This is a genomic window from Galbibacter orientalis DSM 19592 (assembly GCF_000260115.1).
Lineage (GTDB): Bacteria > Bacteroidota > Bacteroidia > Flavobacteriales > Flavobacteriaceae > Galbibacter > Galbibacter orientalis.
In genome coordinates this window covers 545,417-566,092 of the sequence record NZ_JH651379.1, presented here as the reverse complement: position 1 = coordinate 566,092, position 20,676 = coordinate 545,417, and the positions used below count along the sequence as shown (strand labels likewise).

Sequence of the window (20,676 nt, the reverse complement as noted above, 5' to 3'; positions counted from 1 at the left end):
TAAAATGATTTATTGAATTGTAATTTAACGTGAGTTCTATATGAGAAAACTGACTTATTTAAATACTTTTTAAATCAGTCTTGACCTTTTTGTTTCGTTTTTGTGTCAATACAAAAACGAAAGGAGGATTAAGTAATTTAAAATCATATAGTTAAATTTGTCCTATATTTAGATTTATTTCGAACCCACGTTAATTTATGCAGGGGGTTCTAATATTTGTTGTATTAACTGCTTATGATACACAGAAAATTAAACAGATGAATATCATCGGAAATGAAGGACGGAAGAAGATACAAAAGAAGCTGTTATGGGAGCTTTAACTCTGTATTTAGATTTTATAAACCTGTTCTTATTTCTTCTGAGAATTTTTGGAAGAAGAAAGTAAATTTATATAATTTGAATAGAATTCTATATGCTTTAATGCTTGTTGTCTTTTTTTCTTGCGAAAAAGAGGTAGAAAATGCTGTGCTTATTTCAGGGGGATTGGTTTCTTCTAAGTCGGAATTCCTTGTTATTAAAAATAGAGATATTACTAATCCTAAAACAATAGATACTTTTTATGTAAACAAAAAAGGAGAGTTTAAGGATACAATCTCAGTAGCGCTAGGTTACTATAAAATAGAGGTGGACAATCTAAATTTTGATATTTATTTGGAGCCTGGTTTTAATTTGGATCTAATTCTAGACCAAGAAAAGAGTAAAGTGTATTTCAAAGGAATTGGTGCTGATGAAAATGAATATCTTTTTTCACGTCAAAAGAAGAGGCAAGCATTAAAGCATATAGATACTTATAAGAACTTTGTAAAGCTTGATGAAGAAGAATTTTTAAAAATGAATGATTCAATTGGAGGTGTTTATAAAAAGCTTCTTGAGGATACGCCTATAAAAAATATTGATTTTTTGCATCTTGAACGGTCCTTTATAGCTCTTAATATGGATTATAATTTAATGAGTTTCGAAGTAGATAAAAAGTTACTTACTGATGAAAAGGACTATAAAGTTTCTATAAACTATCCAAAACCATTTTCTTCTATTGATATAAATAATGAAACATTATTAAAGTTACCTTTCTTTATCCCTTTTTTGGCTAATAATCATTACTATTTCCTTAAAGATAAGAGTGATTTATTTGTGAAGGGAAAGTTCTTAAAATGTAAAAATTGTGATATTGACGTGGCGTATCTAAAGGAAATAGATAAAAATATTACAAATCAAAAAATAAAAAATAAAGTATCATATCTTATTGCTAAATGGCATATAATAGGTGTAGATAGTTTAGATCTGTTTTATAAAACTTTTAAAGCTATAAATACAGATGCATATTATAAGAAAGATATTGAAAGTACTTTTAATAAGCTCAATAAAGTAAAGAAAATTAGATCGGTAGTTGAAACAAAACTTATTAATCGTAATGGAGATACAACTACCTTAAATCAATATAATGGCAAATTTTTGTATGTGGACATTTGGGCTTCTTCATGTAAGCCTTGTTTAGTAGAATTTCCTTCATTTAATAAATTGGCAGATAAATATATCAGAAACATAACTTTTGTAGGGATAAATGTGTGGGACTCAAACAAGAAATGGTTAGATGTATTGAATAAGCATGAGCTAAAAGGAAATCAATTTCAATTAATTGAAGGAAATTCTACTAAAGTAGACTTTACAAAAGAATTAGAAATTAATTCGCTACCTAGATACTTATTATTGGATAAATATGGATCTATTATTGATTTTAATGAGGCGGCTCCTTCTGAGGAAAGACTTCAGCACAAAATAGATTCGCTATTATCTTTAAGGGAATAGAAATTTATTTTGCTTTCTCTTCTTTTAAAATAGCATCAATAGTAGCGTTTAGCTTGTCTTTGTCGTTGTAAATTGGATCTAAGTCTATAATTTCAACCTTTCTAAATTGTATTGGGTGACTTTCACTTTGGATAGAAATATATCCTTCGGTTAGTGGTTTCCCATCTTGTTTTGCTGTTTTGTCAAAATCGGTAACACCACTACCACCAATTGTAGGGTTTATGTACTCTAAAACTGTTTCTCCTTCTAGAATATGTTTTACAATAGAGTCTTTTAAAACTAAAAAAGTACCTCTAACCCATTGGTCGCCTCTATAGGTTTTGGATAAGGAGTTAGTACAATGTGGTGTAAAAAGAGAGTCTTTGTAAACAACATTTGTTCCAGGGGTACATAGATTTAGTGTAGAGCGCTCATCATCTGTATCCGGATTTCCACCAAGAAATTGCCCTTCAATACTAATTGGAAAATCTTGGTCTTTAAGCATAGTTTCTGGAGCTTGCCCGTGTAGCATAGCACCACTATTTCTATAGGCCCAACCTTCGCCGTCGGCTATTTGCTCTCCTACAAATCTATACTCAACAGCTAGAAAATAAGCAGAAAAAGGCTTGTTATAGAAAAGATGTCCGTATTGTTTATTAAAAACATCATGGTAGTCGTCGTAATTTACGGTAATGTATCCATCTTTTACAGAAAAGGTGTTTGCGTAGTTTTCACCTACTTCATGATGTCTTATTTTAGGAGTCCAGCCAGAAAGGTCTTCACCATTAAATAGCTGTTGCCATTCTAGCTGGACTGCTGTATCAGTTTGTTTTATAGGTTCTTCTTTTTTCTCTTCTTTGCTTTTGCAAGCAACTATTGAAATTAGTGCACTTAATAAAATAAACTGATATATTTTCATCTTAATAATAAATTATTCTACAATAAATTTACCTTGCATAGCAGCAAAGTGTCCAGGGAAACTACATAAAAAGTTATAAGTTCCAGCAGCTGGAGCTTCAAAAGTAATAGTGTCACTTTCACCACCACCTAATAGTTTTGTATGAGCTATAACAGCATCTGTTCCTTCAGGAATGTACTCATTGTTTGTAGCTCCAGTAGCTTTAGTAGCAAAATCAACAAGGTCGGCATCAGCTTTAAGAATAACTAAATTATGCCCCATTACTTTCTTGTCAAGTTTACCAACATGCTTTAATGTAATAGTAACTTTTTGACCAGCTTTAACACGGATCTCACTTTTATTAAATTTCATCATATCGTTAGCTGTAATAATCACTGTGTTTTGCGATTCTTCAGCATCCGATGTTTTTTTAGAAGAAGACTGCTCCTGCTCATATTGGAATTTCTCTTCTTTCTTTTCTTTTTTCCCGTCACCACAACTTATGATGGCCAAAGAAAAAAGACATGCAGCTATTTTACTGTAAAGTTTCATTGTTATTTTGTTTTAATTAAGCGCTAAGATACATATTTATACTTCATTTGGAAGTAGACAAGCCTAATAAATTAGGTAATATTCTTTTAAAATTTTGTGAATTTTGTTGCAAATTCTAACGCTCTTTTTTCATTATAATAAACATTATGAGCGTCATAAAATCCAACATGACCTCCGTATGCGGGAATTTCAAGAAATAAATTGTTGTTTTTTCTGGCTTCTTCAATCGGGAAACAGCTCTCCGATAAGAAAGAGTCGTTCTTAGCATTTAAAATTAAAGTAGGAACTTCTATGTTTTTTAGAAATTGTAAGGAGCTACTTTTATCGTAATAATCTAAAGCATTTATAAAACCATGAGCTTTGGAGGTATAAAAATCATCAAAATCTTTTAAGGTGATAATTTTTTTCACATCCGTTTTTGAAACTTTTTCAGGAAATAGTTTTTGCTTTTCTTTCAATTTAGCCAAGAGTGTTCTTTTAAATCGAAGCGCGTATAAATAGTTTTTTCTTTTATGAATTTCAAGCATCGAACCATATAAATCGCAGGGAGCAGAAACCGCTATTGCGACTTTTATTTCTGAAGGAATTTTGTGTTGTCCTAAATATTTCAGGGTTAAATTTCCTCCTAAACTAAACCCTTTTAAAACAATATGATGATAGTTGTATTTTTTTAAAATGAAATTTATAACCCACTCCAACTCATCGGTATCTCCAGAGTGATAGGATCTAAAGTTTTTATTTATTTTTCCGCTACACGTTCTATAGTTTAAACAAACCGCATCATACCCATTTTGATTGAATATTTTTGCGCTTCCAGTAATGTATGGGCGTTGAGCATTTCCTTCCAATCCGTGGAGAATAACAACTAGTTTGTTTGTTTTTTCTTCGGAAAAACTCCAGTCCAAATCCAGAAAATCATTGTCTGGTGTGGTAATCTCTTCTCGTTTTTGCTGAACACCTTTTACTTGCCTTATTTTTCCAGAATAGATAGTTGCAAAATGACCATTTTTAAATAAGTGAGGAGGATTGTAGTGCGATGCTAAAATTGGCATAAGGAATTATTAATTTCAAATTCGTTAATTATTATGCGTGCATAATAATAGTTTGTAACTTTGCTTTACAAGTTTAAAATTAATGAAATTTGTTTTAATTTCTTATGGAGGTTTTAAATCCTTTGCGGGCTTGTTTCGAGGTGGTTGCTTGTAGCAGCATAAACTTAAAAAAATATTGAAGATGTACACAAAAGAATTTGAAATCCGTTGGAACGATTTGGATGCAAACCGACATTTGGCAAACAAGGCTTATATTGAGTTTGCTGCACATACGCGTATGTCCTATCTTATAGAAAAGGGTTTTGATCAGCGTTTGTTAGGAAAGTTAAATATAGGTCCTGTGGTGTTTTATGAGCATATTTATTATTTTAAAGAAGTGTTTTCTGGAAAACCAGTAACAGTTTCTTTGGAGTTAAAAGGGATGAGTGAAGATGGAATGTTTTTTGAATTTCATCATAATTATTACGATTATAAAGGACGTAATGTTGCGCATTGTGAGATTATGGGGGCTTGGATAGATTTGGGTTCTAGAAAATTAATAGGACTTCCAGAGGAAGCAGCGCATTTATTTGAAAAAGTAGATCGTGCTGAAGATTTTAGGGTTTTAACAAAAGAAGATACTCGTAAGCATGCTAAGATGCCTGTCGACTTAAAGTCTGAATAAGTTTTAAGGAGCTTGTAAAGTAGTAGGCTATAAAATAAAAGATGTTGACATATTTTTTGTTTGCTCCCTCATGGTTTTTGCTGTGAGGGGGTTTTTCTCTTTGTTTTGGTCACTAAATAAACCCCAATAAATACTAATATAGCAGCAATTATTCTAACAAAACTAATTTTATCAGCGCCTACTAAAACAGCAAATGCAATTCCAATAAGCGGTTGTAAATACACAAAGGCTCCAATAGTAGATGCTTTTAATTGTTTTAGTGCATAGATATTAAGTAAGTAGGTAGAAAATGTAGTTCCAAGTACTACATATGCCATACGCCAAATAGCATCAAAAGGTAAAGAGCTCCATTTTACTGCTGTAAATTCTGAAATAGTAAATGGGAAATTAATAAAAATAGCGATAAGAAAAACCCACTTCATAATAGTAAATGCGTGGTATTTTACTGTAAGAGGTTTAACTAAAATTAAATAAATACCATAGGAGATAGCATTGGTAAGGAGCATAATATTTCCTAAAGCAATATCTGGGGCTCCTTGCTGCATTTGCTCTCCAAAAAGTACAAGTCCGAGTGCACCAGCAAGTCCTAGCATAACTCCAAAAGCTCTAATTGGAGTAATCCGTTCTTTTATAATTAATGCAGAAAGTACAAAAACAAAAATTGGAGTAATAGTAGATATAACGGCGCTGTTAATAGGGGAAGAAAGGCTTAACCCTTTAAAAAACATCAGCATGTTAATAACCATTCCAAAAATGGCACTTCCAATAAGTCGTGGCCAATCTTCTTTAGCAATTTTTTCTTTTGGGCCAAAAAAACTAATAAGCCAAAACAAAGCGGCGGCACCCGTTACTCTTAGAAAAATAAATCCAAAAGGCTCAATGTAGGTAGGCATTACGTCTTTAGCAACCGTATGGTTTATTCCGTAAATAACACTTGCCCCAAATGCAGCCAACAACGCTAAAATTCGTTTATTCATGAATGGTTTCCTTTGCTGTTGCTACTATTTTTTTACTATTTCCTATAAAAATATTTTCATCAACAATAATTACAGGGCGTTTTAAAAAAGTATAATGCTCCAGAATAAGACTTTTATAATCGTTTTCTTCAAGGGCTTGATTCTTTAAATCGCGCTCCTTGTATAGGCGAGCTCTTTTGCTAAATAAGGATTCATAAGAACCAGAAAGAGCTTTCATCTCTTCTAGCTGACTTTCAGTAATAGCCTCTGTTTTAATGTCTTGGAAAGTAAAATTATCAGGAAAATTTATTTCTTGAATAATTCTTTTACAAGTATCGCAAGTGCTAAGATGATAGATTTTTTTCATACGAATAAATTTAGGTTAAACATTTGGTAATAAAATTGATAATAGATAAAAATCGCAAAATCATAAATCTCATTCCTTCCTTCTGTGGAGGCGATTATTTTGACTATAATTAATCCCTCTATGAGAGGTTAAAATGCAAATTTAAAGCTATTAGTTTAGTTACTCCTTCTTTTTTGTGGAATTATAACAAGGTCCTCTTTGAATGTTTTAACTGAGTTTTTTCAAGGGAATTGAGCCTAGTTTTCTTAATTTTATGCTTTGTAAATAATATGCTTTATGGAGGGTTAATACCTAGTGTTTTAAACTTCATTTAGCAAAAAAATAAATAGTATGTTGGCATATCAATTTGAGATATTAGAAAAAAGTAGAAAAAGCTTGTTAAAAGCTACCGAAGGTCTTTCAGAAGAACAAATTAATAGAATTCCAGAAGGATTTAATAATAATATTGCATGGAATGTTATCCATTTGGTGGTTACGCAACAACTTTTATGTTATAAATTGGCAGGGCAAGCCATGTATGTGGATGATGAGCTTGTAGATAATTATAGAAAAGGAACTGCGCCAAATCCTAATAAACCAGTCTCTTTGGAAGATTTTAATAAATACAAAGAAGAGTTAATGTTAAATGTAGATAGGGTTAAAGAAGATTATAAAAAGTCAACTTCGTATATTAGTTTTACCAATAGTGTTGGAATAAATATAAATAGTATTGAAGATGCTATTGCTTTTAATAATTACCACGAAGGTTTGCATACAGGTTTTGTTAATGCGCTTCTGAGAGCCATTCAGGCTTCATAAATTGGGTTGCTTTTTCCAAAGGAATTTCAATTTTTGTAAGTCCGTCAGCATAAGCAGATATTTCGTAAGGATTGTAAATTAATACAATGCCTTTTTCATCAAAACCAATACTATTTGGAAGATGGAAATTGTCATTTTCAAACATAAATCCGGTGCTATTTATATTAGCATCGGGTTTTATTTTTTCTTCTTCTCTAAATAGTTTTTCAGCATAATCTACAAAAGCCCCTTTGTCTGTAAATAAGTCTTCAGCAGTTAACGCTTTTCCTGTTTTTGTATCGTAATTTAAAAAAGTAATACTTCCGTATCCATGAGCTCCTCCTGTAAAGATGTAGCTTTCAATTTTGATAGAAGTAAAGAGGGTATTCTGAAATGAGATAGTTCCATTAATAGTAGCTTCCCATGGAATAATATCTTCAGGAAATCGTTCTTTTAGTTTTTTGTAATCACTTCGGAATATTTCAATTGCAGCATCCAAAGAATCGGTGGTTTTTTCCTCGGAATAGTTAAGGATGTTAATAACAAACTTATTAATATCTTGATTAATCTTGCTAGTGATTTCGTTTTCGGGTTGCGCTTGCGGAAGGTCAATAGTTACTTTCGGACAATTAGTACATGTGTTGTTGACCATATTTTGATTAACAAAACTTAGAGTTTCTTTCTTTTCACAGGCTGTAAAAAATACTGCAGATAGAATAATTCCAATTGCAAAAAATCGCTTCATAAAAATTGCTGTTAAATAAAGGATAAAGGTACGCTGTTCTTTGCAATCCCCAAAAGTAAACGATATTTTTGTTAGACAATCTTCAACTTATGAGTAAAGATAATTTACGCTTTAATTCTAAAGCAATCCACGGAGGGCAAGAGCCCGATAAAGCATACGGTTCTGTTATGCCACCAATTTACCAAACATCAACATATGCACAAAGTACCCCTGGCGGACATAAGGGTTATGAGTATTCTCGTAGTGCAAACCCTACACGTACGGCTTTGGAAAACAGTTTGGCAAGTATTGAGAATGGAAATTACGGATTGGCATTTGCTAGTGGCTTAGCCGCTATAGATGCTGTTATGAAACTTTTAAAGCCTGGAGATGAGGTGGTTTCTACTAACGATTTATACGGAGGGAGTTATAGGTTGTTTAGTAAAATATTTGAAGGGTTTGGGATTAAATTTCATTTTGTTAATATGGAGAACGCTTCTACTATTGAAGCACATATTAATAAAAATACCAAGCTTATTTGGGTAGAAACGCCTACCAACCCAATGATGAATATTATAGCTATTAAAGCGGTTGCTGAAATAGCAAAAAAACACAAGGTTTTGTTGGGGGTGGATAATACATTTGCTACACCTTATTTACAGCAACCTTTAGATTTGGGAGCCGATTTAGTAATGCATTCTGCAACTAAATATTTAGGGGGACATAGCGATGTGGTAATGGGGGCCTTGGTGGTAAAAGACAAAGAGCTAGCCAATAAATTATACTTTATACAAAATGCAAGTGGAGCAGTTGCAGGGCCAATGGATAGTTTTTTGGTGCTGAGAGGAATAAAAACCTTGCATGTGCGTATGCAACGCCATTGTGAAAATGGAGAAGCAGTAGCAAATTTCTTGGCAAAGCATCCTAAAATTGAAAAGGTATATTGGCCAGGGTTTGAATGGCATCCTAACCATGCAATTGCAAAAGAGCAAATGAATGGTTTTGGAGGAATGATTTCTTTTGTAACAAAAGGGAATGATTATAAAGAGGCAATTAAGATTGTTGAGAATTTAAAAGTATTTACGCTGGCAGAATCACTCGGAGGTGTTGAGTCTTTAGCTGGGCATCCAGCAAGTATGACACATGCTTCTATTCCAAAAGAAGAACGCGAAAAAACAGGCGTTGTAGATGCGCTTATTCGTTTAAGTGTTGGAATTGAGGATAAAAACGACTTGATAGAAGATTTGGATCAAGCAATAGGGTAGCGAAAACGTTTGAAATTATTGATTTTACAAAAAAGAGGCATTGATTTTCAATAAAAAGTATAATTTTGCCTCGAAATTATTAAATACTTAATTAATCCATTTTTTATGAACGCAATGGACGAAAAAATAGAAGCATTTATGGACGAAGTGAAAGTCCGTAATGCACATGAGCCAGAATTTCTTCAGGCAGTAAGAGAAGTAGCAGAAACAGTACTTCCTTACATAGCCGAACACGAAATTTACAATGGTAAAAACATATTGTTAAGAATGGTAGAGCCAGAAAGAGCAATTATGTTTAGAGTGCCGTGGGTAGACGACAATGGAGAAATCCAAGTTAATAGAGGGTACAGAATTCAGATGAGTTCTGTTATCGGTCCATACAAAGGTGGTCTTCGTTTTCACCCAACAGTAAATTTAAGTATTTTAAAATTCTTAGCTTTTGAGCAGGTCTTTAAGAACAGCTTAACCACATTGCCAATGGGCGGTGGAAAAGGAGGATCGGATTTTGATCCAAAAGGGAAATCGGATAACGAAATTATGCGTTTTTGCCATAGTTTTATGTCAGAACTTTTTAGACATATTGGTCCAAATACCGATGTGCCAGCTGGAGACATAGGAGTTGGAGCTAGAGAAATAGGTTTCTTGTTTGGGATGTACCGTAAAATTAGAAATGAATTTACTGGAGTTTTAACTGGAAAAGGACTTTCATGGGGAGGTTCCCTTATTCGTCCGGAGGCAACAGGGTACGGAAACGTATATTTTGCTCAAAATATGTTAGAGCTTAAAGGAGATAGTCTTGAAGGAAAGATTATTACGGTTTCTGGTTCTGGTAACGTGGCGCAATACGCTACAGAAAAAGCTACGCAATTAGGAGCAAAAGTGGTAACGCTATCCGATTCTGGAGGAACTATTTATGATAAAGATGGGATAGATGAGGAGAAGCTAGCGTATGTTATGGAAATTAAAAACACGAAGCGTGGTAGAATTTCTGAATATCTAGATAAATATCCAAATGCAGAATATTATGCAGGGAAAACGCCATGGCATATACCTTGTGATATTGCAATGCCGTGTGCTACACAAAATGAATTAGATAAAGAAAATGCAGAAGCATTGGTTAAAAATGGATGTATTTGTGTGAGTGAAGGGGCAAATATGCCATGTACTCCAGGTGCTGTAATGGTTTTTCATAATTCTAAAATATTGTTTGCTCCAGGAAAAGCATCTAATGCTGGTGGAGTTGCTACTTCAGGGTTAGAGATGGCGCAAAATTCATTGCGTTATAGCTGGACTAGAGAAGAGGTGGACGAGAAATTAAAAGGTATTATGAAAAGTATTCATAATTCTTGTATTGAGCATGGAAAGGATCCAGATGGATATATAAATTATGTAAGAGGCGCTAATATTGCTGGTTTCGTAAAAGTTGCCGATGCTGTTTTAGCACAAGGAGTAGTTTAATATTCTTATTATTGTTGTCTAATAAAGGTTACGACTTTTATTGGACTCTACTTATATTAAGGGTTAATAGGGGTTTTTAAAATAGCTCCCTTGCTATTAAGAAAAATGAATAAAAAGAGGAGTTTAGTAATGTTATTTCTTTAAATTACTCATTTTGTAACAGTTAAAATTTAGTCTTTGTTCTTTTCTCTTACAGCGAAGCGGTTCTGTATTTTTACTCGGACATTAATGTATTCTTATATATAATTTAAACAATTTTATTTTAAACACCCTTTGGTTTTATACTGAAGGGTGTTTTTTATGATTGATAGTTTATGAACTTATTTTAGTAGTTTTTCAGAATAGATTCTTCGCTATCTTTGTTTTATGATTGTTACTACCAAAGCTATTGTGCTTTCTGCTTTAAAATATGGAGATACGAGTTTAATTGTTAAGCTTTTTACGGAAAGCGATGGCTTAAAATCGTATATGCTTAAAGGAGTTTTGGCTTCTAAAAAAGGGAAGCTAAAAAAAGGATATTTTCAGCCGCTAACTCAGTTGGAGGTTGTAGCCAATCATAGAGATAAAGGAACTTTAGAAAGCTTGCGAGACGTTAAGTTAAGCTATTCTTACAAAACCCTTCAAACAGACGTTTTAAAAAGTTCTATTTCCTTATTCCTTTCCGAAATGTTAGTAATTTCTATGCAGGAAGAGGAGGAAAATAAAGCTTTGTATTCTTTTATAGAAGAGGCTTTTATTTGGTTGGATACTCATGAAGATATTGCTAATTTTCATATTTCATTCTTAATTCAGCTTACTACTTTTTTAGGTTTTTATCCTGATGATACTCATATAGAAGCCCCGTATTTTGATTTATCCGAAGGAGAATTTGTTCCTTCTCTTTATAATGAAGTAATTGAAGGGACTACATTGGTAGCTTTTAAACAATTTTTGAAAGCCGATTTTGATGCTGCTAAAATAATCAAGATGGGAAGAGGTGTTCGTGCGGTATTATTAAATAATTTAATTCGCTATTATCAGCTTCATTTGTCAGATTTTAAAAAGCCTCGCTCACTAGAAATCCTTCAGCAAGTATTTAGTTAACTTATCATTTTAGAGGTATTACAAAAACAATGGAAATTAGCTACTTAGTTTGTTTTTGTTAATAAAATAAATGTGGAGATTATTCTTATAAAAGTTATGTTTAAGTTCTAAAACTATTATTTTCAAGTTACTTATCAATCAAGGTGTTGCTTTTAGTAGTGTTAAGGTGTGTCAATTCGTTGGAATTTAGTAATTTTGCCAACTTTAATCCCTCAAAGAGGGTTTTATTACAAGACGTTTTTTATTGAAGTATATTTATCATCTCTGCCTATAGTTTGGTTATAGGCTATGGAATTAATACAAAGGATAACTGATTATATATAAATGAAGTTTACAGAATATAAAGGATTGGATTTGCCTAAAACTGCAGAAGAAGTTTTAAAGTTTTGGGAAGAGCAGGCTATTTTTGAAAAAAGCATCACTAGCAGAGAAGGGAAGGAACCATTTGTGTTTTATGAAGGACCTCCTTCTGCTAACGGATTGCCAGGGATTCATCATGTAATGGCACGTGCAATCAAAGATATTTTTTGTCGCTATAAAACTCAAAAAGGTTTTCAGGTAAAAAGAAAAGCAGGGTGGGACACGCATGGTCTTCCTGTAGAGCTTGGTGTTGAAAAAGAACTAGGAATTACCAAAGAAGATATCGGTACTAAAATATCGGTAGAAGAATATAACGAAGCTTGTAAAAAAGCGGTGATGCGTTACACAGACATTTGGAACGACATGACCCGTAAAATAGGGTATTGGGTAGATATGGAAGATCCATATATTACCTATAAGCCAAAATATATGGAGAGTGTTTGGTGGTTGCTCAAGCAAATCTATACTAAAGATTTGATGTATAAAGGGTATACTATTCAGCCATATTCTCCAAAGGCAGGAACTGGATTGAGTTCGCATGAAATTAATCAGCCAGGAGCCTATCAAGATGTTACCGATACTACCATTGTGGCGCAATTTAAAGCGAAGGAAGAAACCTTGCCTGAGTTTTTAAAAGGTTTTGGAACAGTTCATTTTTTAGCTTGGACAACCACTCCGTGGACACTTCCGTCTAATACCGCATTAACAGTTGGACCTAAAATTGATTATGTTTTAGTAAAAACATTTAATCAATATACCTTTGAGCCTATCAATGTAGTAGTGGCAAAACCATTATTGAAAAAACAATTTTCAGGGAAGTATTTTGAGGCTACTTCAGAAGAAGATTTTACTAATTATACTTCAGCAGCAAAGAAAATACCATTTCAAGTAATTGCAGAAGGAAAAGGAGCGGCTATGGTTGGAGCTGAATATGAGCAGTTGCTAACATATGCATTGCCATATCAAAATCCAGAAAATGCTTTTAGAGTAATTTCGGGAGATTTTGTAACCACAGAAGACGGTACAGGTATTGTACATACAGCGCCTACTTTTGGGGCGGATGATGCTAAGGTTGCCAAAGAAGCAACTCCAGAAATTCCACCTATGTTGGTGTTAGATGAGAACGATAACCCTGTTCCATTGGTAGATTTGCAAGGCCGTTTTAGAGCTGAACTTCCTGAAATTGGAGGAAAGTATGTAAAGAATGAATATTATGCGGATGGAGAAGCTCCAGAAAAATCGGTAGATGTAGAAATAGCAATCAAGCTAAAAGAAGAAAATAAAGCCTTTAAGGTTGAAAAATACGTCCATAGTTACCCACACTGTTGGAGAACAGATAAACCTGTATTGTATTATCCATTAGATTCTTGGTTTATTAAAGTAACCGAAGTTAAGGATAGAATGTACGAATTAAATAAAACGATCAATTGGAAGCCAAAAGCAACTGGAGAAGGTCGTTTTGGAAATTGGTTGCAAAATGCAAACGACTGGAATTTATCGCGTTCTCGTTTCTGGGGAATTCCATTACCAATATGGCGTACCGAAGATGGAAAAGAAGAGGTGGTAATTGGTTCTATAGAAGAACTAAAAGCTGAAATGGCAAAAGCCGTAGAAGCAGGAGTTTTAGAAGCTGATATTTTTGCTGATTTTGAAGTAGGTAATATGAGTGAAGATAACTACAACAAAGTAGATCTTCATAAAAATGTAGTGGACAAAATTACATTGGTAGCTCCATCTGGAAAACCAATGAAACGTGAAGCAGATTTAATAGATGTTTGGTTTGATTCTGGGTCGATGCCTTATGCACAGTGGCATTATCCGTTTGAAGCCCCCTCCAACTCCCCCCAAGGGGGAGAGAAAGTTTCTCCTAAATATGAAACAGCAAGAAATTCTTCCTATAAATTATTAAAGCAATTAAAAGAAGAAGGCAAAAAACATTCAACAGATGCTGAAAAAATCTTGTGGGAATCTTTAAGAACAAAAAAATTAGAAGGTTTTAAGTTCAGAAGAGAACATATAATAGATGAGTTTATAGTTGATTTTGTTTGTCTTTCTCAACGACTAATTGTTGAGGTAGATGGAGGGTATCATTCGCAACCCGAAATTCAACAAGCAGATGCTCTTAGAACTGAGATTTTAGAAGATTTAGGTTATAAAGTTATTAGGTTTGCTAATGAAGAAGTTATTGGAGATATAGATACTGTTCTTTCAAAAATAGCTAAAGAATTAAAGTCCCCCCTCCTTGGGAGGGGGCTAGGGGGAGGCTTTTTCCCCGCAGACTATATTGCTGAAGGGGTAGATCAAACCCGAGGTTGGTTTTATACTTTGCATGCAATCGGTACCATGGTGTTTGACTCAGTTGCATATAAAAACGTAGTATCGAACGGCTTGGTATTGGATAAAAACGGACAGAAAATGTCTAAGCGATTAGGAAATGCAGTAGATCCATTTAAAACGTTGGATGAGTACGGTCCAGATGCTACACGTTGGTATATGATTTCTAACGCGAACCCTTGGGATAACTTAAAATTTGATTTAGAAGGAATTGCTGAGGTTCGTAGAAAATTCTTCGGAACGCTGTACAACACCTATTCTTTTTTTAGTTTATATGCAAATATTGATGGTTTTACGTATGCAGAAGATGATATTCCTTTAAATGAACGTCCGGAAATAGACCGTTGGATACTTTCAGAATTAAACACTTTGATCCAGAAAGTAGATGAAGCGTATGCTGAATATGAACCAACTCGTGCAGCTAGAGCTGTTTCAGAATTTGTTCAAGAGAATTTAAGTAACTGGTATGTGCGTTTATGTAGAAGGCGTTTTTGGAAAGGAGAGTATGAAAAAGATAAGATTTCTGCATACCAAACGCTTTATACTTGCTTGGAAACAGTAGCTAAGTTAGGGGCGCCAATAGCTCCATTTTATATGGATCAGTTGTATAAAGACCTGGTAAGTACTACAAATAAAGAGAATTATGAAAGTGTACACTTGGCAGAATTCCCTCAATTTGTAGAAAACTTTGTTGATAAGTTATTGGAACGTAAGATGGAGAAAGCGCAAACAATCTCATCTTTAGTGCTTTCACTCCGAAAAAAGGAAATGATAAAAGTACGTCAACCGCTGCAAAGGGTTATGATTCCTATACTTGACGAAGCTCAAAGAGATGAGATTAAAGGAGTTGAGGAGTTGATAAAATCTGAAGTAAACGTAAAAGAAATTGAGTTAATAGATGATGCTTCAGGGCTGTTAGTTAAGCAAATAAAGCCAAATTTCAAGGTTTTAGGACCTCGTTTTGGAAAGGATATGAAGTTGATTGTCAATGAAGTAGATAAGTTTGAACAATCTCATATTCAAGAAATTGAACGTAATGGGGAAATCCTTATGGAAATTAATGGAAAAAACATTACTTTAGGAATCGATGAAGTTGAGATTTCATCACAAGACATAGAAGGGTGGTTAGTAGCAAGTTCAGGTGCAATCACAGTAGCGTTAGATGTAACTATTACAGATGATTTACGTAATGAAGGCGTGGCTCGAGAATTAGTAAATAGAATTCAGAATTTACGTAAAGATTCCGGTTTTGATGTAACAGACAAAATCGATGTAAGGTTGCAAAAAGATGGATTTATTGAAAAAGCTGTTGAAAATAATATTGAATATATTAAAGCAGAAACGTTAACTGCACAGCTTAATTTCGAAGAGAATCTAGATAATGGTACAGAAATTGCATTTGATGAAGTGAACACCAGATTAATCATTCAAAAACACTAGTACTATGGAGACAGATATAAAAGTAAGGTACTCAGACAAAGATTTAGCAGAGTTTAGAACATTGATAGAAGGTAAAATGCAGAAGGCTTATCAGGATTTAGAGCTACTAAAAAGTTCTTATAAAAATGATGGGAATAATGGTACAGATGATACTTCGCCTACATTTAAAGCTTTTGAAGAGGGTTCTGAAACCATGAGTAGAGAGGCAAATACACAGCTTGCTTTACGTCAGGAAAAGTTTATTCGCGATTTAAAAAATGCATTAGTACGTATAGAGAACAAAACATACGGAATATGTAGAGTTACAGGAAAGCTTATAAACAAGGAGCGTTTAAAATTAGTTCCTCATGCTACATTAAGTATTGAAGCAAAAAATATGCAATCGTAATTATCATATTATTTTTATAATAAAAACGCTCTTTTTAAGGGCGTTTTTTGTTTTAATCCCTCATTTAGGGCTTATTCCCCAGAACCTGTGCTGAGTTTACCGAAGGGCTCTACGTCGAAATGGGTTAAATTATTTTCCTTTGAATACTTCGTAGACTTGCCTCGAGGTAGTTGATTTTCCTTAAAACCTGTTTAGAGTTAATCCGTAGGATTTGTCTTCAGAATAAGGTGAAGTTTTATTGTTAAAGTATATGATGGCTAGAAATGCTATTTTTTATTTTTTTCTTTTAGTATCTACATGTTGTTTTGCTCAAAAAGCTGTGGAAAAAAGCGTGTATGCTAAAGGGGTTACTTTGATTGATATTGATGCACAAAATGTGTATAAAGTATCCATCAAAACACACGCTTCTAATAATGTTTTGATTACAACAGTTATGGATGGAGAATATCAAAACGAATTTATAAACACTATAAAAGAAGACGGAACCACACTTTATATTGGAGTTGAAAACAGACCTTTGTTTGATAAACCCAACGATAAACTTAGCGCTCATAAAGTAGTTGCAGTGGCTTTAGAAGTTTTAGTTCCCGCGTATAAGCAAGTTCGAATTGTAGGAGATTATACGCAGGTATATGTAGAAGGGAAATATGATAATCTTCAGATTTCTACTGGGAATGAAATGGTTTACATGAAAAATACTTTTGGAAATCTTATTCAAGCCAGAACCCGAAATGGTAATATTGTAGTAGAAAATTCCAAAGGGAGCTTTGAAGCAATTTCAAAATATGGTAAAGTTTATAAGGAGAAGTTTAAAAAGGGAAATACTAAGTTTGAGTTAAATTCGCTTAACGGAAACATTTACATTAATTAAATAGAATAATATCCTTATTTTTACCGCCATTGAAAAATAATGCCTCCATCTAATAAAAGGCAATTACCTATAAAAGCATGTCATTAAAAAAAGCGTCATTTATTATCATTTTGGTTTTAGTGATAGACCAAATATCAAAAATATATATAAAAACAAACTTTGTTTTAGGAGAATACGTAGAAGTTTTTAGCTGGTTTAAAATTCTTTTTATTGAAAATGAAGGAGCAGCTTGGGGAACAAAAATAAGTGATATTATTCCTGGAGTTTCTGATGAAGCAGGAAAGTTATTCTTAACAGTTTTTAGGTTATTTGCCATCTGTGGAATAGGTTATTGGTTGTATGATAACGTTAAAAAGAAAGCTACTCCAACTTTAATCATAGCTATTTCATTAATATTTGCAGGCGCTTTAGGAAATATAATTGATTCTGTTTTTTACGGAATAATCTTTAATGATAGTTACGGACAAGTAGCTACGTTATTTGCAGAGCAGCCATATGGTACTTTATTCCACGGAAAGGTTGTAGATATGCTCCATTTCCCGATTATAGATACAGTGCTTCCAGAATGGTTTCCAATTTGGGGAGGGAGTAATTTTCGTTTCTTTGAACCTGTTTTTAATATAGCAGATTCTGCAATAAGTATTGGTGTTGGGGTACTTTTAGTATTTAATAAGAAAGCTTTTCCAGAAAAGGCAGGAATAAAAGCTCAAAAAAGATAAATCTTCTCGGGAGTAACACAGTAATCAAGAGCAATATCTTCTTTTCTGGTATTGACAATACCTTCCTCAGGAGGGAAAAATGAGAGTCCTATTTTTATTACATCTTTGTTGCAAGAGCTTAAAAATTGGTCATAAAAGCCTTTTCCATACCCTACACGATTTCCTTTTTTATCAAAAGCTAAAAGTGGAATAAAAACAACTTCAATTTTTTTATTTGGAACTTCAATACCATCTTCAGGTTCTGGAATACCATATTTATTTATTTTGATGGTAGTATTATCTGTAAGTAAGAAGTTGGTTAACGTACCGTCTTTAAAATTACTTTTAGAAATAATAATTTCTTTGTCTTTTCCTTGAAGAATACTTAATATGAAAGATGTATCAACCTCTTTTTGAGATTCAATACTTAAGAAAATATGGTAGTAGGTTTTTTGCCAGATGTCAAGTTTTAAAAGTTGATTGGCAATGGCAATACTAGCATCTTCAATAAAATCTTGTGTGAACGTAGCACGCTTTTTTTTATACGCTATGCGAAGCTCATTTTTATTCATCGGATTATACTTTTTCAAACATCTCTTCGAGTTCACCAAGAGAAATTGGTTTTACCCAATAATCTGATACTTCTTCAAACTTTTTAGCGCGTTCTATGTCTTCAGGGTTTATGGAAGAGCTTACAACATAAAGTGTAATAGGGTGTTCTAATTCGCATTTAATCTTTACAAATTCATCTAAAAACTGCCAACCATCCATAACAGGCATATTTAGGTCGAGTAAGATTACCTGTGGAATCCGTTCTTTTTCAGGTTGGTCAAAAACACCTTTAAAATAAGCGTATGCTTCACTTCCGTTTTCAAAAACCAAAAATTCTTTGCAAAGCTTCTTGATGTCTAGTAACCGAGATAGCATTTTCACATAGAGTTTGTCGTCATCTATTATGCAGGCTAAGTCTATTTTGTGGTTCATTTGAGTATTCTTAGGGGTATTATTTATAATGTAATAGCCGATAAATATAGGTTTTTTTTAATATTTCATACTATTAAAAAATACCAGTTCTCCAAATTTAACTTAAATGACTCTTTTAAACTAAGTCTTATCATACTTTTCTTTCATTTTAAAAGAAAATATCCTTGAAGATTTTATTATTTTAGTTTAAATTATCTTTGAAAAGAAATTGCAGCAATTCCATGAGTGAAACCCCCATAGATATTCAATTACAAACTTTACCAGCTAGCCCTGGAGTATACCAATTTTACAATAAAGATGGGAGGATTATATATGTAGGGAAGGCAATAAACTTAAAGAAAAGAGTTTCTTCCTATTTTCATAAAAATCACGAAAACGGAAAAACAAGAGTCCTTGTTAAGAAAATTCATACCATAAAACACATAGTTGTTTCTACAGAAACGGATGCGCTTTTATTAGAGAATAATCTTATAAAAAAATACCAGCCTCGTTACAATGTTTTATTAAAAGACGATAAGACATACCCATGGATTTGTATTAAAAATGAACGTTTTCCTAGAGTTTTTTCAACTAGAAACTTAATAAAAGATGGTTCAGAATATTTTGGACCATATACTAATATAAGAACAGTTAGAACGCTGTTAGATTTAATTAAAGGTTTGTACGCTATACGGACTTGTAATTACGATTTGTCTAAAGATAAAATTGAGGCAGGTAAGTATAAGGTGTGTTTAGAATATCATTTAGGTAATTGTAAAGGGCCGTGTGAGGAGTACCAGAGTTTGGAAGCCTATAACCAGCAAATAAAAGAAATTAGAGAGCTTCTTAAAGGAAATTTTAAAGATTCTTTAGTGCAATTTAAAGAGCAGATGAATAAACTTGCTCAGGAGATGAAGTTTGAAGAGGCGCAACAGATAAAAGAAAAAATTGAAGTTTTAGAAAATTACCAAGCAAAATCAACAATTGTAAATCCAAAAATTAGTAATGTTGATGTATTTTCTATTGTAAGTGATGAGAGCTTTGGCTATGTTAACTTTTTACAACTTTCATACGGTGCAATTATTAGAGCGCATACTATAGAAATTAAGAAAAAATTAGAAGAAACAGATGAAGAGTTATTGGAATTGGCGGTAACAGAACTTCGAACACGGTTTAATTCTTTATCTAATGAAATCTATGTGCCCTTTCCGATAAAAGTAGCCGACAAAATTAAAGTTACGATTCCTAAATTAGGAGATAAAAAGAGAATTTTAGAACTTTCCGAAAGGAACGCTAAGTATTACCGACAAGAAAGGTTCAAGCAAATAAAAATTATTGACCCTGATAGGCATGTAAAGCGTATTATGGGACAAATGAAGAAAGATTTACGTCTGTCGGAAGAACCACGCCATATAGAGTGTTTTGACAACTCAAACATTCAAGGAACAAATCCAGTGGCAGCATGTGTAGTTTTTAAAGATGGGAAACCAAGTAAAAAAGATTATCGCCATTATAATATAAAAACAGTAACAGGGCCAGACGATTTTGCGTCTATGGAAGAAGTTGTTTTTAGACGTTATAAAAGATTGTTGGAAGAAGAGGAGTCTTTGCCGCAATTAATAGTAATAGATGGAGGGAAGGGGCAGCTTTCTTCAGCATTAAAAAGTTTAGATGTTTTAGGCTTACGAGGCAAAATTGCAATTATTGGAATAGCAAAACGTTTAGAAGAAATCTATTATCCTGGAGATTCGATTCCGATGTATTTAGATAAAAAATCGGAAACGTTAAAGATTATTCAGTATTTGCGAAACGAAGCGCATAGGTTTGGAATTACATTTCATAGAAATAAAAGAAGTAAAGCCGCTATTAATTCGGAATTAGAAAATATTGAAGGGATAGGAGAAAAAACGGCAAACGATTTATTGAAAAAATTTAAATCGGTTAAAAGAATTAAAGAAGCTCCATTGGAGCAAATTACAGAGGTAGTAGGGAAATCGAAAGCTCAAAAAATTTATCAAGCTTTTCATAAATAATTAGGGGT

General features: G+C 33.1%; 19 protein-coding genes. 11 read left to right on the top strand and 8 right to left on the bottom strand.

Annotated features, from left to right (window positions below):
• The first annotated feature begins 273 nt into the window (after nucleotides 1–273).
• A complete protein-coding gene (locus JOOMADRAFT_RS20640) occupies nucleotides 274–1,806 on the top strand; it encodes a TlpA family protein disulfide reductase (RefSeq protein ID WP_008611140.1) in 1,533 nt (510 codons plus the stop codon).
• 4 nt (nucleotides 1,807–1,810) lie between these two features.
• Here JOOMADRAFT_RS20640 and JOOMADRAFT_RS02625 read toward each other — a convergent pair whose 3' ends face one another.
• From JOOMADRAFT_RS02625 to JOOMADRAFT_RS02615, 3 genes are all read right to left on the bottom strand, one after another.
• Nucleotides 1,811–2,704: a 3-keto-disaccharide hydrolase gene (locus JOOMADRAFT_RS02625; RefSeq protein WP_008611139.1), complete on the bottom strand. Its 894-nt coding sequence runs from the start codon at nucleotides 2,702–2,704 to the stop codon at nucleotides 1,811–1,813.
• Nucleotides 2,705–2,716: 12 nt separating this feature from the next.
• Nucleotides 2,717–3,235, bottom strand: a complete 519-nt coding sequence (gene azu / locus JOOMADRAFT_RS02620) for an azurin (protein ID WP_008611138.1) — start codon at nucleotides 3,233–3,235, stop codon at nucleotides 2,717–2,719.
• 86 nt (nucleotides 3,236–3,321) lie between these two features.
• A complete protein-coding gene (locus JOOMADRAFT_RS02615; protein WP_008611137.1) occupies nucleotides 3,322–4,287 on the bottom strand; it encodes a YheT family hydrolase in 966 nt (321 codons plus the stop codon).
• 181 nt (nucleotides 4,288–4,468) lie between these two features.
• Between JOOMADRAFT_RS02615 and JOOMADRAFT_RS02610 the strand changes: the two genes are divergently transcribed.
• The gene (locus tag JOOMADRAFT_RS02610) at nucleotides 4,469–4,951 is read left to right on the top strand and encodes an acyl-CoA thioesterase (protein WP_008611136.1); all 483 of its coding nucleotides are present in this window, start codon (nucleotides 4,469–4,471) and stop codon (nucleotides 4,949–4,951) included.
• A 68-nt stretch (nucleotides 4,952–5,019) separates the two neighbouring features.
• On the opposite strand, the gene JOOMADRAFT_RS02605 is transcribed toward JOOMADRAFT_RS02610, so the two are convergent.
• Nucleotides 5,020–5,928: a DMT family transporter gene (locus JOOMADRAFT_RS02605; protein WP_008611135.1), complete on the bottom strand. Its 909-nt coding sequence runs from the start codon at nucleotides 5,926–5,928 to the stop codon at nucleotides 5,020–5,022.
• Nucleotides 5,921–6,274: an arsenate reductase family protein gene (locus tag JOOMADRAFT_RS02600; RefSeq protein WP_008611134.1), complete on the bottom strand. Its 354-nt coding sequence runs from the start codon at nucleotides 6,272–6,274 to the stop codon at nucleotides 5,921–5,923. The genes JOOMADRAFT_RS02605 and JOOMADRAFT_RS02600 overlap by 8 nt, the downstream gene beginning before the upstream one ends.
• 330 nt (nucleotides 6,275–6,604) lie before the next feature.
• Between JOOMADRAFT_RS02600 and JOOMADRAFT_RS02595 the strand changes: the two genes are divergently transcribed.
• Nucleotides 6,605–7,072: a DinB family protein gene (locus JOOMADRAFT_RS02595; protein WP_008611133.1), complete on the top strand. Its 468-nt coding sequence runs from the start codon at nucleotides 6,605–6,607 to the stop codon at nucleotides 7,070–7,072.
• On the opposite strand, the gene JOOMADRAFT_RS02590 is transcribed toward JOOMADRAFT_RS02595, so the two are convergent.
• On the bottom strand, nucleotides 7,038–7,796 hold the full coding sequence (locus JOOMADRAFT_RS02590; RefSeq protein WP_008611132.1) for a DUF3298 and DUF4163 domain-containing protein: 759 nt from the start codon (nucleotides 7,794–7,796) through the stop codon (nucleotides 7,038–7,040). The genes JOOMADRAFT_RS02595 and JOOMADRAFT_RS02590 overlap by 35 nt on opposite strands.
• 89 nt (nucleotides 7,797–7,885) lie before the next feature.
• Between JOOMADRAFT_RS02590 and JOOMADRAFT_RS02585 the strand changes: the two genes are divergently transcribed.
• The 7 genes from JOOMADRAFT_RS02585 to JOOMADRAFT_RS02555 all read left to right on the top strand — a co-directional run bounded on the left by JOOMADRAFT_RS02585 (nucleotide 7,886) and on the right by JOOMADRAFT_RS02555 (nucleotide 17,693).
• Nucleotides 7,886–9,040 carry a cystathionine gamma-synthase gene (locus JOOMADRAFT_RS02585; RefSeq protein WP_040879487.1) on the top strand — a complete coding sequence of 385 codons (1,155 nt, stop codon included), beginning with the start codon at nucleotides 7,886–7,888 and terminating at the stop codon, nucleotides 9,038–9,040.
• 114 nt (nucleotides 9,041–9,154) lie between these two features.
• On the top strand, nucleotides 9,155–10,498 hold the full coding sequence (gdhA, locus tag JOOMADRAFT_RS02580; protein WP_040879486.1) for an NADP-specific glutamate dehydrogenase: 1,344 nt from the start codon (nucleotides 9,155–9,157) through the stop codon (nucleotides 10,496–10,498).
• 366 nt (nucleotides 10,499–10,864) lie between these two features.
• The gene (recO, locus tag JOOMADRAFT_RS02575) at nucleotides 10,865–11,581 is read left to right on the top strand and encodes a DNA repair protein RecO (protein ID WP_008611129.1); all 717 of its coding nucleotides are present in this window, start codon (nucleotides 10,865–10,867) and stop codon (nucleotides 11,579–11,581) included.
• 324 nt (nucleotides 11,582–11,905) lie between these two features.
• The gene (gene ileS / locus JOOMADRAFT_RS02570; RefSeq protein WP_008611128.1) at nucleotides 11,906–15,715 is read left to right on the top strand and encodes an isoleucine--tRNA ligase; all 3,810 of its coding nucleotides are present in this window, start codon (nucleotides 11,906–11,908) and stop codon (nucleotides 15,713–15,715) included.
• Between the two features lie 4 nt (nucleotides 15,716–15,719).
• The gene (locus JOOMADRAFT_RS02565; RefSeq protein WP_008611127.1) at nucleotides 15,720–16,103 is read left to right on the top strand and encodes a TraR/DksA family transcriptional regulator; all 384 of its coding nucleotides are present in this window, start codon (nucleotides 15,720–15,722) and stop codon (nucleotides 16,101–16,103) included.
• Between the two features lie 319 nt (nucleotides 16,104–16,422).
• Nucleotides 16,423–16,974: a DUF4097 family beta strand repeat-containing protein gene (locus JOOMADRAFT_RS02560; protein WP_169313483.1), complete on the top strand. Its 552-nt coding sequence runs from the start codon at nucleotides 16,423–16,425 to the stop codon at nucleotides 16,972–16,974.
• A gap of 77 nt (nucleotides 16,975–17,051) precedes the next feature.
• Entirely contained in the window at nucleotides 17,052–17,693 is a 642-nt protein-coding gene (locus JOOMADRAFT_RS02555; RefSeq protein WP_008611125.1) for a lipoprotein signal peptidase, read from the top strand.
• On the opposite strand, the gene JOOMADRAFT_RS02550 is transcribed toward JOOMADRAFT_RS02555, so the two are convergent.
• Entirely contained in the window at nucleotides 17,681–18,244 is a 564-nt protein-coding gene (locus tag JOOMADRAFT_RS02550; protein ID WP_008611124.1) for a 5-formyltetrahydrofolate cyclo-ligase, read from the bottom strand. The genes JOOMADRAFT_RS02555 and JOOMADRAFT_RS02550 overlap by 13 nt on opposite strands.
• Before the next feature lie 4 nt (nucleotides 18,245–18,248).
• The gene (locus JOOMADRAFT_RS02545; RefSeq protein WP_008611122.1) at nucleotides 18,249–18,656 is read right to left on the bottom strand and encodes a response regulator; all 408 of its coding nucleotides are present in this window, start codon (nucleotides 18,654–18,656) and stop codon (nucleotides 18,249–18,251) included.
• Between the two features lie 221 nt (nucleotides 18,657–18,877).
• Between JOOMADRAFT_RS02545 and uvrC the strand changes: the two genes are divergently transcribed.
• Complete coding sequence (uvrC, locus tag JOOMADRAFT_RS02540) at nucleotides 18,878–20,668, top strand: excinuclease ABC subunit UvrC (protein ID WP_008611120.1); 1,791 nt, start codon at nucleotides 18,878–18,880, stop codon at nucleotides 20,666–20,668.
• Nucleotides 20,669–20,676: the final 8 nt, after the last annotated feature.

What these genes read in the sequence shown, in the direction of transcription:
- JOOMADRAFT_RS20640 (WP_008611140.1), top strand. Translation starts at nt 274, where the DNA reads ATGAAGGACGGAAGAAGATACAAAAGAAGCTGTTATGGGAGCTTTAAC.
- JOOMADRAFT_RS02625 (WP_008611139.1), bottom strand. Translation starts at nt 2,704, where the DNA reads ATGAAAATATATCAGTTTATTTTATTAAGTGCACTAATTTCAATAGTT.
- azu (WP_008611138.1), bottom strand. Translation starts at nt 3,235, where the DNA reads ATGAAACTTTACAGTAAAATAGCTGCATGTCTTTTTTCTTTGGCCATC.
- JOOMADRAFT_RS02615 (WP_008611137.1), bottom strand. Translation starts at nt 4,287, where the DNA reads ATGCCAATTTTAGCATCGCACTACAATCCTCCTCACTTATTTAAAAAT.
- JOOMADRAFT_RS02610 (WP_008611136.1), top strand. Translation starts at nt 4,469, where the DNA reads ATGTACACAAAAGAATTTGAAATCCGTTGGAACGATTTGGATGCAAAC.
- JOOMADRAFT_RS02605 (WP_008611135.1), bottom strand. Translation starts at nt 5,928, where the DNA reads ATGAATAAACGAATTTTAGCGTTGTTGGCTGCATTTGGGGCAAGTGTT.
- JOOMADRAFT_RS02600 (WP_008611134.1), bottom strand. Translation starts at nt 6,274, where the DNA reads ATGAAAAAAATCTATCATCTTAGCACTTGCGATACTTGTAAAAGAATT.
- JOOMADRAFT_RS02595 (WP_008611133.1), top strand. Translation starts at nt 6,605, where the DNA reads ATGTTGGCATATCAATTTGAGATATTAGAAAAAAGTAGAAAAAGCTTG.
- JOOMADRAFT_RS02590 (WP_008611132.1), bottom strand. Translation starts at nt 7,796, where the DNA reads ATGAAGCGATTTTTTGCAATTGGAATTATTCTATCTGCAGTATTTTTT.
- JOOMADRAFT_RS02585 (WP_040879487.1), top strand. Translation starts at nt 7,886, where the DNA reads ATGAGTAAAGATAATTTACGCTTTAATTCTAAAGCAATCCACGGAGGG.
- gdhA (WP_040879486.1), top strand. Translation starts at nt 9,155, where the DNA reads ATGGACGAAAAAATAGAAGCATTTATGGACGAAGTGAAAGTCCGTAAT.
- recO (WP_008611129.1), top strand. Translation starts at nt 10,865, where the DNA reads ATGATTGTTACTACCAAAGCTATTGTGCTTTCTGCTTTAAAATATGGA.
- ileS (WP_008611128.1), top strand. Translation starts at nt 11,906, where the DNA reads ATGAAGTTTACAGAATATAAAGGATTGGATTTGCCTAAAACTGCAGAA.
- JOOMADRAFT_RS02565 (WP_008611127.1), top strand. Translation starts at nt 15,720, where the DNA reads ATGGAGACAGATATAAAAGTAAGGTACTCAGACAAAGATTTAGCAGAG.
- JOOMADRAFT_RS02555 (WP_008611125.1), top strand. Translation starts at nt 17,052, where the DNA reads ATGTCATTAAAAAAAGCGTCATTTATTATCATTTTGGTTTTAGTGATA.
- JOOMADRAFT_RS02550 (WP_008611124.1), bottom strand. Translation starts at nt 18,244, where the DNA reads ATGAATAAAAATGAGCTTCGCATAGCGTATAAAAAAAAGCGTGCTACG.
- JOOMADRAFT_RS02545 (WP_008611122.1), bottom strand. Translation starts at nt 18,656, where the DNA reads ATGAACCACAAAATAGACTTAGCCTGCATAATAGATGACGACAAACTC.
- uvrC (WP_008611120.1), top strand. Translation starts at nt 18,878, where the DNA reads ATGAGTGAAACCCCCATAGATATTCAATTACAAACTTTACCAGCTAGC.